Source organism: Pseudoalteromonas sp. 0303, assembly GCF_013349995.1.
Classification (GTDB): domain Bacteria; phylum Pseudomonadota; class Gammaproteobacteria; order Enterobacterales; family Alteromonadaceae; genus Pseudoalteromonas.
On the sequence record NZ_JABVXF010000011.1, the window covers coordinates 78,240 to 91,551 of the forward strand.

Consider the following 13,312-nt stretch of genomic DNA (forward strand, 5'->3'; position numbering starts at 1 on the left):
AATGAGAGTTTGACAATTGAACCGATGTTTAGTGAAACCAATACATCATGCTCTACCTGCGGCTATACTGAACCAGCGGGTTCTGCACATTTCGTAACGTTTATCACAGAAGTCCTTTCACAGTTTTTAAAAAACCTCGGTGTTGAAGAACTTGTCATCGGAGATGCATCCACTAGTGACTTGCGTGCTGCAGTCGATGCTCAAGCTATATTGCCAGCTCTTCTTGTGAACGCGAAACTTAATACCACAACCATTGGAAACGGATTTAATAATATTCCACTTACAACCGTTCACGATGAAAATGCATTTTATCAACGCAGAGTTGTTACCAACACAAACAGTATTCACAATCCATCTATCGCCATTTCCACCTTGTCAGAAACGCTTTTTGCTGCCCATAAAATGAGCATGAAAAACAACCCAAGTAAGGGGAAGAAAGTACTGGATTTAAATCTACTATCACCGATATCGGTAAGCCAACAAAGCAGCATAACTGAATACACAAGTAACGAGACTGCAGTGAAAAATCCTGCGCAGAAAATGGAGACACTGTGATGTCCAATGAAACAGTCGTATCAGCAAAACAAGCTCTCTTAAACTCTGGAACGTTAAAGCAAGACACTAACGCAAGAGAGATTATCAATGGGACTAAAACAATTACACCCATTGTTTCATATCTTATCAAAGAAGGTAAAGCCAACTCACAAGCTGAATTTAGCTCATTGCTTTCATGTATTGAGAAGCTGAAATGCTCAATTATAACAAGTGCTGTAGAAGCTAATTACAATATCACGAACTTGCATTTCGTATCCCTGTCTCGATTAGCAATAAGTTTAATATGCGAATCCGGCTTCGAAATCAACGAACAAAATATTGATTCAATCACGCGCATATGCACTGAATTATTAGATTTAGAGAGCATTCATGCAGAAAGTATACAGGGAGAACTCACAGAAGATGACTTTGCGCTCCAATTCGTTGGTATGGCGCAATTATCGTGTGTAATCCTTAAACACTTAATCGAGTGCGGGAACGAAAACTATGAAGATGATTTACTCGATATTATCAATAATACCGTAGCATGTGTCGACTCTCACATTGATGAAATCATGGACAACTTTATCAATGAAGAAACAGCCCCCCTTATACGAAATCAATTGCTAGCGAGTGCATCAGAAATTTTTGATGCCATCGTAACATACACTAAGCAAAACAATAGCCAAGTACCTCTCAACACGCCCCTTGTCAATAAACTCTTTGAACAGGCATTTGAACCATATATACAAGTAATCACTGTCAAAGCGCAGCTAAAGGAGTAACCGGATGCTGAATTTTTTTGAAATGATAGAGCAACGTCGATTAAAAAAATCAGACGCAGATATCTATGACGTTGTCCTAACCATCACACTACCTGACGGTAAGAAAAAAAACATTACATATAGCGTGTACGCAGAAACAGAAAACGATGCTTATGAACTCGGTAATAAACTTAGATTCAGAGAGCAAGAAAAAATTGACGAAGGAGCCACGACAATAGACAGGCTCGGCCTAAACATTTTGGAAATGAAGGATAATAAGCTAGGGCTTATTTTTCCTTGGAAAGATCCTGTTTATAAACGCTCTTTTAGTCGCGGGTCACGCCTCCCCATGTTGAGAGCAAAGGCGCAATCTAAAGCTATTGTGCAATTGCTACTTGGCGACCATAAAAAGATACTTAAAGATCAGATGGATGATAGCAAAATAAATAAGCTTATTGTTGGTTGTATAAAGTCCTATTTTATATGTGGTTCATTGCTTCTCATTATTGCATATTCTGCTTTCACGAATATAAGCGCTGGCCGTCATTCCCTTTACATCGTTTGCGCCCTACTTGCCAGCTCATTATATACATTGATTTGCTTGTATTTCACTGTTCGAAAACACAAGACTCTCCTTTCTTGGAAGCTAGGGGCTACTAATGGCGAATAGTAATCCCCAAAACCACGATATAGGCGCACAGATATTTGTTATTATTGCAATTATAGTAGGTGTATACGCTTTATGGTTCACTACAGGTCATTACATCGTCAACACAGCTGTTCTAATATCTGTTGCTCTTATTAATGCATCTAACTTTATTTACGACCTTTTACCCGAACATGACATCATAGATAGCATTTATTTCTTACTGGTTGATGAAATGTTCATCACGGATAAAGAGGCTATCCTTAGACAAATGCAGCTTTATAAGAGCAGCCGCCCTAGCCTTAGTGATGCAAGAGATGTGTTTTATGTGATCGGGTATTTTTTAAGATTCCCAATACTCATTTTAGGCGTATGGGGCTCATACCTATGCTATCGATATTCAAGACCTAGCCAGCTGAAACGAAAGTTTGACATTTTCACTCTGGCAAACCATATGCAGGCTCACTTTCCACAAATACGCCCTGCTTTACTACATAATTTAATTAAGAGCGATTTTAACAAAGGCCCACATAGGCAAGAAGCATCACCAATACGCTATGCGATCTTAAAAGGAGCGCTTAGCTATGTCGATGAAGATGGTGTCATATTTAAGGTCAAATTTGGAAAGAAACTACAATTTAAAAACAAAAGTCAAACAATGACTATCATTGATTCTTATGATGTGGATGAAGGTTTACCTGTTCTACACAAACAATGTTTACTAGATTTGACCATTATTAGACGTAACTTTGCAAAGCAAATAACAAAACTTGGACGATGGGAAAACCCTGACAAGTTACCCCCTCAAATAAAAGCATTGTATGCTGTATTTTTGCTAATGATTAAAGGTGGTGACACCAATAAAGAAAAGGCATTTGCAATGCTCGATAGGTTTTCAGCCACATTTAGATCAACCAAAGCATTTGAGAAAAGCTTAACTTTTGACGATACCGGTGTTGATGATGTTATAGCCGAGTTTGGTAACCAAGTCGCGGTAAAGAAAATTCAAAAAGCACATACATACGCAAGCACTGTTTTGGTGGCCCTTTACCACAGGGCCACACACAGACGCTCAAAGCTACCTCCAAGTCGATTCCCATGGTTAAAAGAAGTTGACCGAGACACTTGGTATTCCCTTCATCACAACCTTTCTCCTGCAGCATGGACTGAGTCTGCTGGTTCTAGAGGTCTTTGGCTCACTGAAAGGAAGCTTAAAGAGAAAGCCAACTTTCCTTTTACTGATAATGCAATAAATGGCTATCTAAAGTACATCAATAGTGAAGGTTGGCTTTTAGAACAACCTAACAGAATTAGTGAGGTAGTATCTTGAATCATAATCAAGCACCGAACCACAACCAGATAATAAAAAACAACCAAAAATTCGCAGATACAAGAACTGAGCTTCAGAAAGCGTGGACGTTTATTACTGGCTTTGAAGCCGCGTTGTCAATGAACATTATTTGTATAGTGCTTGTGTTTTTTGCACCCTACTATTTTTATGTATCATTTCTTGCTATATCGATCGTTACGCTAAGATGTACGCTTACAAAAATCAATAAAACACTCCCCGTTAAACTTCCAATAGAGCTTAAAGGTAAGTACACGGACTGGAACGCACCCTACCCAGGCAGAATTAAGTACAAAAAAGCATTGGGCACGGTCATGCTTGGTAATATTCGTGGTGGCGCTGCAAAGGAATTATGGCAAGAAGGGGGAGACTTACTAACTCATGGGCTCGTTATAGGAACAACGGGTGCGGGCAAAACTGAAACTCTTATTTCTTTAGTCGGAGCGACGACCTTTTGCATGGGGGGTGGTGTATTTTATCTTGATCCTAAAGCTGGAAATAAACTTCTTATCCAGTTTGTCATTTTATGCAAAATGTTTGGCCGTATCGATGACTTACGGGTGCTTAACTACAAAAAAGGTGGCGCAACTATTAAGGAGGAATGGTGGCAAAAAGGTACGAATACATTTAATCCATTTGCCCTCGGAAACCCTTCAGAGAACTTTCAAATATTAGGGATGCTCATTCCCTCAGAAGCTGGTCAGAATGAATCTTTTTTAGCTAGTGCAAGGGAGGTAATGAAAGCGCTTCTGCCAGCGCTATGTGAACTAAGAGACAATAATATCATCCGATTAAGCCCAGGCTTAATTGCTGATTACCTAAACCTACAGCGAGTTGCAGACCTATATTATGTAACAGATAAAAACATTTACGTTCCTGATGCTGAAGAAAATGTCACTTTTGAACTATCTAAAAAGGTCAAAAGACCCCTTCAAATGTATTTAGAAAATTTACAGTACGATCCCAGTAAGAACGCAAGTCAACAAAACGAATCTGTATCTCGTAGCTTCGGTTATGCGAAAAGCTATTACGGCGAGCCATTAGCAAACCTAGCGGCAAACTTTGGACACATTTATGATTATGATACACCAGAGATTTCACTCGAAGATATTATCTTTAATAATCGCATCTTCCTGTCGCTTCTACCGGCAATGGAAAACCCGCCTGCTGAGCAGAAAAATTTAGGGAAAATATCACTTTCTGCTGTAAAACAAGCCATGTCATTAGGACTTGGTTCTGTAACTGAAGGTAGCTTTGAAGACATTATCGAAAACCTGCCAATCGACTTAAAAGTACCTTTTAATATTATTGCTGACGAATATGCTGAAGTGGCTGTCCCTGGATTTGCCGTTGCCGCCACTCAAGGTAGAGGTTTGGGTACAAGTGTAACTTTTGGGTCGCAAGATCTGGCTGGCCTAATCCGTGCTGACAAAGATGAAGCTGAAATGATCTTCGGTAACACATTAAATAAATGGCTAATGAGAACGCAAGATCCAGAAACAACATGGAAAAAATTCAAAGAGCTTGCATCGACTGTTTCTGTAGCAGAAGCAGGCTCATTTAGTGAAGCAACCTTAATTAACAGATTTAAGAAAGATGTGCAGGCCACAATTAAAGAAGTGGATAAGATACACTTTGATGATGTGGCGAGCCAAATGGAAGGTGAAGCACATTTTTTTGAGCGTGGTAATGTACATAAAATAAATACTTTTTATCACGGAATTGATGAAACAAAATTTAAAACAAGTTTTCGCTATAATAGATTACTTCCAATTATACCACCCACAGACCAAGAGATTGATGTGATCAAAAGGTATGTTCGTGGTGCTAATACATTAATTAAGCAATATGAGGGTGATAATATTTACCCAAAGATTCCAGCCTTAAATCAAGATAGCGCATGGCTATCCGAACAAGAGGAAGAGTCATTATTCATCACTACATTGAATAAGTACAAACATGTATATGATACGAGCCCACAGGACAATACTCAAAATAAAACACAATCTAAGCCTCAAGCAGGCAAAGATGAAGGTGCTCAAACTAAGACAAAGACATCAAAGATAAACGTTTCAGGCCTTGATACAGAGCAGTTTAATGCGAGTATGGAAGCACAAACGATTAATAAAGATAGCCCTGACAAGGAGCCTACTACACTCTCAAGTGATATTGCGCATTCTTTGGCGGAAGATAGCCATCACTGGCTGTTTTCAGCTGATGAACGCGGTATAAACATCGCAGACAAAATTAAAGAGCAATTAAAATCAATAAACAAACAGGTTTATGGGGAAGATTCTGAGCATATAAATGAAAGCGAAGTTGAAGACGTACTTAGAACTACAGCTAAAGAAATACCGTACACATCAAAACCGAGGGTTCAGCCAAAAAGTGATGATGAAGAAATGATGTGGAAACATGTCGCAGAACTACTTGATAATTAAGAAAGAAGTCGACCAAAAAATGGTGGCCATCTGAATGATATTAGTTCATTTTATGGTCACCGACTGTCCCGCATTGTTGCACTGTTACTAAAATCACCAGTTATGACTTTAAAACTCACAAGCTTTTTCTGGTACCAAAAAAAGAGGATAGGAGTTAAGTTGCGTCCATTTGATTATTTTGTCCACGGCCTAGTAGGTTAAGGAAGACTGACTTTAATTTTTCCATCGCCTCACGAACTGACTCTGATAGTTTTTCTTGAGACTCTTTATCCAGCTCTAATTGCTTGTCTACATCACTAAGCAGATTTTCAGTCACCTTACTCAGTTTAGATTTAGACTCATCATTAAGTTGCTCAGCAGCCATTGAAAAGGTTTTTACACTATCCATTAACTTTGTATGCGTATCCGTCGTATCAGGTTCATTTCCTTGATGATATTTTGCTTCACTTAAATTCCTCGCAAGTGTCTCTGCAGCTTTGAGAAATTGAATTTCTTCTTGGTTTTTCCTAAAGTCCAAAAATGAACCAGTTGGTTTAACCAGGGTTGTGCTCGACTCAGAATTCGCTTGGGCATTGTCACTTTTAGGTTTTGCCTTTTCTGAATTAGGTGTGGCTTCGAAAGGCTGTAAGTTACCTCTATGCTTAGAAAAGGTTTCATTAATAGAAGCATCATCAACAGTACCACCAGACTTGTGCGTGCCTATGATTTCATTACAAGCATTTGCATTCTGTGCCCACCGCTGCCTAGCCCACGAAAAAGCGTCAAATGCGCCTTTTCCTGCAGCTGCAACACCACCAACCCCAGCGCCAATAATACTTGCACCCGCAGCGCCTGCCATTTTAGCACCACCTACCCCTGCTCCAATAATACTTGCACCAACAGCGCCAGCCATTTTTGCGCTACCCATTAAAATAGAACCTAAGTTATAGTCTTTTTCGAATGTAGTTTGTGGGCCATATTGCGCAGGATGATTTTGTTGATGCGGTGAGTTTTGACCAAATTCATTATCATTTTTTGCAATAGCAGTCTCAAGCTTATTAAGCTTACTTAGTACTTTGCTTGTTAAATCATTATCTCTAGGCTGCATATCACTTCGTTGTAATGAAGCAAAATCACTAGCTACTCGCGAAATCCTGTTTAATGTATGCGCTAAATCTGTATCAATTGCTCGATGTTGATCAGCAACATGCTTATACACGGAATCAATTACATCTAATGCATCTTGTGCTTTTGATAATTGCTCATCAGTGAGGTTCCCCTTGGCTTCTAACGATAAATTTAATTGCTCTAATTCATTTAGCGCTTGATCTAAATTTTCTTTAATCATAACTACATACTCATCTCAGATTTAGCATTTTTATCACTTGAAAATAACTTGTTGAATAGCTCTTTAAATGCTTGGGCAATTTTTTCTGCAGCTTCCTTAAGTGACTTATCATCAAGCTTGTTGGTATTACCCTCTATGTCCTTTAATAGCTTTTCTGAGTCTGCCTTATAACTATTATTGTTATTCTCAAGCTGTTTACTAACATCGCTCATATTACTCGTTGATATCGATAACCTGTTGGCTTGGGCCGTAATATTATTAGAGGCTTCAGATATTTTACCTAACAGGCCTAGCACCCTGTCTCTATTGTTAGAATCGTACTCTTTAGGGTTAGTGAGTTTCGCGGCCATATCTAGTAGCTTACATTGCTCCTTCTGCATTGCTTGAAGTTTTTGAATATCTCTCTGAGCTGCATTTTTGAGGTGTTCACCAAACGAATAACCTACATCCGACTTCTGTTTGCTAGATCCACTATTCCTGTTAAATAGTGCAGATAGAGAACCAAAGCCAAAAGACATTAGTGACTTAGTGTGGGTTAATGCGGGTTGATGACCATAATTAACAGCCGGTTGTTGGTTAGCTGGCTGTTGGTTAGCTGGCTGTTGGTTAGCTAGTTGATTGGCCGGTTGTTCTTGATGATATACTGGAGTAGATGTTATTGAATCTTGATCTATTTCCCCTTCATTGTTCAACTCAACACTAAAATCTGAATCATGACTAACATCTTCTGCATCAAGTATTTCTTGAGCTTCCTCAGCCACAACATCTTCTTCTACACTATCAAAAGCATCACTATCATCCTGATGAACACCTTCGTAAGTTTCTGTTGAATCGTGTTCAATATCCTCGGCAGGTTCATCTGAGTTTAGTTCATCATCTAACATTATTTGAGGTTCGTGTGAATTATCCTCCTCGAAATGTTCATCATTAACAACCTCTTCTTCTGTATCGTTCAATTGATGGCTTTGCGTATCAAAAGTTGAACTTTCAGCACTAAGATCGACACTGTTGCTATCTTGAAACTCTGAATCAAGATTATCATCAGGTTCTTTTTGGTGGCTAATTTCATCAACCTTCTCTTTTTCTGCTTCTTTATCAGGAGCTGAGTCACTATTACTGTCAGTATTAGTGTTTAGCTCTTTATCGAAATCGTCGGCTTCTGTATAGCCTGAATTATCGAACGTATGTCCTTCATACTCATCTATAGGGGGGGACTCGCTCACCCATGATGGTGGTTCAGAGTCATTTGAAACTGCCTCATCAAATTCACTATTGGCGTCAAGCTCTGGCAAACTTTCCTCTTTTTGATTATCAGCATTTTCAATATCTGTAACGATATTTACGTCATTTGTTAGCTGATTTTCGCTGAGTTCAATCTCGCCTTGATTCTCTGCAAGCTCTTTGGCTTTTGAGAGTATTTCATCTACATCATTACTGCCAGTGCTAGGTACATCTTGGCTAAAACTAGTATCTTCTAGCTCTTCTGCAGGTACCGTAGCGCTATTGTCACCTTCTTTAGCTATCTCATCAGCCATTTTTTCAAGCTCTGAGATTTCATCATCAGAGAAGTTATTAAATAACTCGTTATTATCCTTTTTATCTTCTGGCTCTTCTGCAGGTACCGTAGCGCTATTGTCACCTTCTTTTGATATCTCATCAGCCATTTTTTCAAGCTCTGAAATTTCATCATCAGAGAAGTTATTAAATAACTCGTTATTATCCTTTTTATCTTCATCGCTCATGGCTGGTTCTCATTTAAAAGTGATAAGGTCTTTTTACATAGTAATTATCATTGCAACAAAAACATTTGCAGTTTTGGCACTTAAAATGGACAAAACTAATACATCTCAATTGCTAGTAATGTGTTTTTCAGTTTTTTTGTGTTGTTGATTTCTTGCAAAATTAAATTACGTTGCGCAAGCTGTAGATTATTAATGATCAAAAGTGAATTTACTGGGGCAGATTTTGTGTATGTTTGTGTATTCACGTTCATAAGCTCTTGTTTGTAGGTTTCAAACATGGCCTTATTAATATTCGTCTTACTATCGCCGGTTAGAGCTAGCAAAGTTTCTGCTTTTTCATCAGGGATCGTGACCAATTTAGAAAGCGCTGTAGTCAAAACCGATAATACAAATTGATTTTTAATGTGGGTTACACGTTCTTGAAGACCTGCATCTTCTATTTTTGGTTTGTTGTTATATACAAGCGTTAAAAGCTTTTGATATTCATCCCAGTTTTCCTCTGGTATTTGAGTTAGGTTAAACGGGTTTGGGATTTCAAAGTCTAGATCATCAATTAGCGAAGCCATCTGTTGGTTTTGCTGTGGCGCGGAAATTTCTTTGGCAATATCATTTTGAAAAAGGATTGCCTCTCCCGCTCTTTGCTTGTGTAACTCAATTGCTTTTGCTAATTCAGGTGCAGCCACTAACGCATTGCTTACATGAGGGATATCACTAACACCCGCGTTCTTAGCACTTTCATGGACCAAATCTGCTTGGCGAGTATTTTTCTTTATATTAAATAACTCAGCAGCAATATGGTCGATTAATCGTTCATTTATAACTGCAAACTGTTCGAGTGTTAAATTAATCGATTTTGCCACACCATCGTAAGCTGTGATCCGCTTTTGATTAGCTATTGTTTCTTGGCTGTACAGACTCGCTTGTTGTTCCATAAAGGATGAGCTCAATCTACCAACTGCTTGGGTATTAGTTTGTATTTGACTAGATAGTGAGCCGTACTGACTTGCTACATTTGAAGTTAAACTTATTGCAGCTGTGCCCGTACACATTGTGTCGCAAAATGGCATGCATGGTTGCCATGTTGATACATTCTCTATCGGTGAAATACTTAAGCATAAGCTAGTAATTATTAATAACTTTAAGCGCATTTTTTTCTTTCACTTTTTTTAAGTAAGAATGAAGTAATGTATTCTCAACGGACTTTTGAAATACAAGTTCTTGCTTTAAAGTATGCGTTGGTAATGAAATGTTGGCGCCATTAACATACGAATCAAAATTTAATTGGTGTATGTTATTTACCAATGAGTGTGATTGCTCCCCTTCTTTCACAAACTCCAGGGATTTAAATAGTGTATTAAGTGCAATTGATTTTCTCGCATTTTGTAATCGCGCTTGCTCATCATCTTCGCTTGTATAAGGCAAATAAAAAACGTAGCCTGCCTTTAATAGTATCGTTAACTCCTCTTCATTAAGATGCTCTTTTAAAAGTAATGGGCCAAAATCTACAATTGATAATTTATCATCGGCAGTTTGGCTTGCTTGAACAAGTAAAACACCTTGCTCATTAGAGCTAACTTTTCTTTCTTCGCTTTTAATTAGTTCATTAATGGCATCTTTAGATTGTTGCATCTTTAAATATTCAGCACGCTTCTTACCGGAACGTAGTAAATAGTCGCCTGTAAATGAGGAGTAATCACTTGAGTAATTCTTAGAATTTTCTCTTACTAAATCTGCTTGCCTCATGTTAGCGTGAAGCTCTTTATAGCTTTGAATAAAGCTATCAATATTTCTACTATTGACTTGACTGTATTGCTCTAAAGAAAGTGTTACAGCCTTTGATACGCCATCAAGCGCTCTTGCTCGATTTACATTGGTTGTATTTGACCTTTCAAAATACTGAGAAAAATAATCCATGGCAGTATTATTTAATTCAGACCATTTTTGTGTATTTTCATTGAATGCATTTTGTAGCTGTAGCTCAGCTTCTGTATAGGTAACACCTAAATTAGTCCCAGCGGGTCCAAAGCATACCGTGTCACAAGGGATCATACCTGTAACTGGCGTGCCTGGGCAAAGGCCCCAATTATTGGCAAATACAGCCCCACTAAACAGCAATGAGTTTAAAAATAGAAAGCGTATCGTGCGGCTCATAGCGCAGACCTTTGCAAAATTGATAGCGTTAACAACCTTGTTTCATCACGCTCAGCTTTAAGGATTTCAGCTAAAATCGCATTTGATGTGTTGGTTTGGTAAATTTGCTCTCTTAATAAACCAGCTTCTGTTCGAGATTTAATGTCTAAAAACCAATCAGGGCTTAATATTTTCCCAGTCGTCTCAGCTTCGTAGAATTGTTCAAAACTGATTTTATCATCTTCTCCGGTATTCAGTTTAAAATAACTTTTAAGCCATGAATCATCGGTTGGGATAATAGGCGCTTTGTCAGCAAGCATATTGGTAAGTGTATCGTGTGCCACTCTTGATAATGCATTCTTTCTCAGGCGTGCCAATTCTTTTTTTACAGCCAAATCCCCACTAGCAAGTTCACCAGCCGAGGCCTTCGGTTGGGGGTTAGGTTCAACTAACAATTGCAGCAGTACATGTAAGTTATTAATTTCCTCATTAGTTAGAATATCTTTCTGCAAAAGCGGCAAAATATCCCAAAAATCTTCATTATCTAGGAGCACTGCCATTTCACCACTTTTAGCAACGGCTTTTGCAGGCTCTTGAAGCCAAAGCTCCATATTTTCCCGATATAGTTTTTTTAATTCTTTGCGTGTAGCAACACCCATCATAAGGTCATGAGCACGCGCAGTGTTTATATCGCCTGATAATGTTTGGGACATTGGCCCAACTTGTTTACTTGTTTCTATGGCTAAGTCACCAACACGAAGATCTTCTTCAATCTTTTTTAAAGATGATACAAGGTGGTCAGTTGCTCGAATTTGCTCTTCACCAAGCCGATCAATTGTCAAAGTAATCGTTTTGGCAACACCATCTAAGGCAGTGATTTCTTTTTGATTTAATAGCTCCAATGAACTAACAAGAGTTTGCGTACCTGCTTGTACATTTGTATTCATCAATTCCACAGTTTGATTGTTCACTGATACTAGGTTCGTTGTAGCCCCAACACTTGATGAAATGGCACCTGACGCAGCATCCAGCGCTGCTTTTGCGCATGCATCACAAGAGGCTTGGGCGTTAAATGAAAGAAGTAGGCCAATAACAATAGGTGCATATCGGAACATGATTAATTACCCCCGTTCCCTTGATTTTCATTACCTTCATTCTCCTTACCCTCTTCGTTACTGCCTCCCCAAAACTTGTCAACGTCGATCGCATTTTCAATGGCTTTTTCAGCATCCTTAGTATTTGGTGATTTAGTACTTTTCGTGCGTTTAATCGTTCCTTTCATCTGTAAACCTGACTTAGCACTGTAGCTATTGCTCCGCGCATCCTTGACAACGGAGTTTGAAATTTCATTCGCTACTTTCTCATTATCAAGTTTAACGTCTGGGTTAAACACGCCGTTATCACCTGTAGCTGACCCTGATGTACTTATATCTAAAGACGCAATCCCGTATGGTAATTCAAGCTTTTGTGCCAAAAGTCCACTCAACTCATTTGCATAGTCAGTCGCAGCAGAGCAACCGCTGTTTACTAATTCATCTTTCAATTTTGAATAGACAGCTGATAGTACATTCATTGGATCTATTACAATTGCATTCGCATTAATTGCTCTAATAGAATCTAAACAGCCACTTTCTTTTACTTTTTGAGGCTTGCTAGTAAATGTGTCGTAAAGCGCCTTACCTGTTTGATTCATATCAACACCAAGTTTTTCTAGTTTCGCTTTCTGCTCATCTAAAAGAGCTTGGCCTGACACTTCACCACCCTTCCCATCTTCTTCTGCAATAGATGGTGTGCAAACAAATGCACTTAACACAATTAAAGTCGTGGTAAACCCTTTTAAGCTACACAACATCTCCATGCTCCTTTTTAACTTGCGCTATTGCCAAGTTCAATGACTTAACAAACTTCTCATCGGTAATGTGCGTCATGAAATTAGCTGCATTCAAATGTGTACACCTATCAACAAATACTTGAGCGTGGCGTTTATCAGAATTGTCTTCACCATCTAGAATTGCCAAAGATTCATTCAACAAGTTGTCTGAGATTTCTGGGGCTATTTCATTAAGTGAAAATAGTAAATAAAAAGATGTAGATGTAGGCAAAAAGAATAACAACCAAAGCAATGGCTGCGTTTTCGTAGATATCTCTCGCAAATCACTTTCGTTTAATTCGTAGAGCTTTTGTCTCAATTGGGCAGTAAAACCTTTATCCTCTCCGCTCTTAGCAACCCATCGCTCTACCTTTTCCATATCAGAAAAGATCAAACTAATACCAGGTATCTCTGATGCGAATGCTGCGACTTTATCAAGCGCTATATCGATTGGTATATCCATTATTTTCACAAATACTCACTTTTAGATTGCAAGTTACCAGTTCCAAC

General features: G+C 38.6%; 12 protein-coding genes. 5 read left to right on the forward strand and 7 right to left on the reverse strand.

The features are described 5' to 3' along the window. The first annotated feature begins 9 nt into the window (after positions 1–9). From HUS62_RS09555 to HUS62_RS09575, 5 genes are read left to right on the forward strand one after another with little or no spacing between them, the layout of a single operon-like run. Complete coding sequence (locus tag HUS62_RS09555) at positions 10–555, forward strand: hypothetical protein (RefSeq protein ID WP_175079329.1); 546 nt, start codon at positions 10–12, stop codon at positions 553–555. Then, positions 555–1,319 (forward strand): hypothetical protein, encoded by a 765-nt coding sequence (locus HUS62_RS09560; protein WP_175079330.1) that lies wholly within the window; start codon positions 555–557, stop codon positions 1,317–1,319. Before HUS62_RS09555 ends, HUS62_RS09560 begins: the two co-directional genes overlap by 1 nt. Before the next feature lie 4 nt (positions 1,320–1,323). Continuing rightward, a complete protein-coding gene (locus HUS62_RS09565; protein WP_175079331.1) occupies positions 1,324–1,968 on the forward strand; it encodes a hypothetical protein in 645 nt (214 codons plus the stop codon). Next, a complete protein-coding gene (locus tag HUS62_RS09570; protein WP_175079332.1) occupies positions 1,958–3,274 on the forward strand; it encodes a hypothetical protein in 1,317 nt (438 codons plus the stop codon). The genes HUS62_RS09565 and HUS62_RS09570 overlap by 11 nt, the downstream gene beginning before the upstream one ends. Continuing rightward, a complete protein-coding gene (locus tag HUS62_RS09575; protein ID WP_175079333.1) occupies positions 3,271–5,733 on the forward strand; it encodes a TraM recognition domain-containing protein in 2,463 nt (820 codons plus the stop codon). Before HUS62_RS09570 ends, HUS62_RS09575 begins: the two co-directional genes overlap by 4 nt. A gap of 154 nt (positions 5,734–5,887) precedes the next feature. On the opposite strand, the gene HUS62_RS09580 is transcribed toward HUS62_RS09575, so the two are convergent. The 7 genes from HUS62_RS09580 to HUS62_RS09610 all read right to left on the reverse strand — a co-directional run bounded on the left by HUS62_RS09580 (position 5,888) and on the right by HUS62_RS09610 (position 13,265). After that, positions 5,888–7,060, reverse strand: a complete 1,173-nt coding sequence (locus HUS62_RS09580) for a hypothetical protein (RefSeq protein ID WP_175079334.1) — start codon at positions 7,058–7,060, stop codon at positions 5,888–5,890. Positions 7,061–7,062: 2 nt separating this feature from the next. Beyond that, positions 7,063–8,802: a hypothetical protein gene (locus HUS62_RS09585; RefSeq protein WP_175079335.1), complete on the reverse strand. Its 1,740-nt coding sequence runs from the start codon at positions 8,800–8,802 to the stop codon at positions 7,063–7,065. Positions 8,803–8,897: 95 nt separating this feature from the next. Further along, positions 8,898–9,950, reverse strand: a complete 1,053-nt coding sequence (locus HUS62_RS09590; protein ID WP_175079336.1) for a hypothetical protein — start codon at positions 9,948–9,950, stop codon at positions 8,898–8,900. Further along, on the reverse strand, positions 9,922–10,851 hold the full coding sequence (locus HUS62_RS09595; protein ID WP_175079337.1) for a hypothetical protein: 930 nt from the start codon (positions 10,849–10,851) through the stop codon (positions 9,922–9,924). Before HUS62_RS09595 ends, HUS62_RS09590 begins: the two co-directional genes overlap by 29 nt. Positions 10,852–10,949: 98 nt before the next feature. Next, positions 10,950–11,879: a hypothetical protein gene (locus tag HUS62_RS09600; RefSeq protein WP_175079338.1), complete on the reverse strand. Its 930-nt coding sequence runs from the start codon at positions 11,877–11,879 to the stop codon at positions 10,950–10,952. A gap of 170 nt (positions 11,880–12,049) precedes the next feature. After that, positions 12,050–12,784 (reverse strand): hypothetical protein, encoded by a 735-nt coding sequence (locus HUS62_RS09605; protein WP_175079339.1) that lies wholly within the window; start codon positions 12,782–12,784, stop codon positions 12,050–12,052. Continuing rightward, entirely contained in the window at positions 12,774–13,265 is a 492-nt protein-coding gene (locus HUS62_RS09610) for a hypothetical protein (protein ID WP_175079340.1), read from the reverse strand. The genes HUS62_RS09605 and HUS62_RS09610 overlap by 11 nt, the downstream gene beginning before the upstream one ends. Between the last annotated feature and the right edge of the window lie 47 nt (positions 13,266–13,312).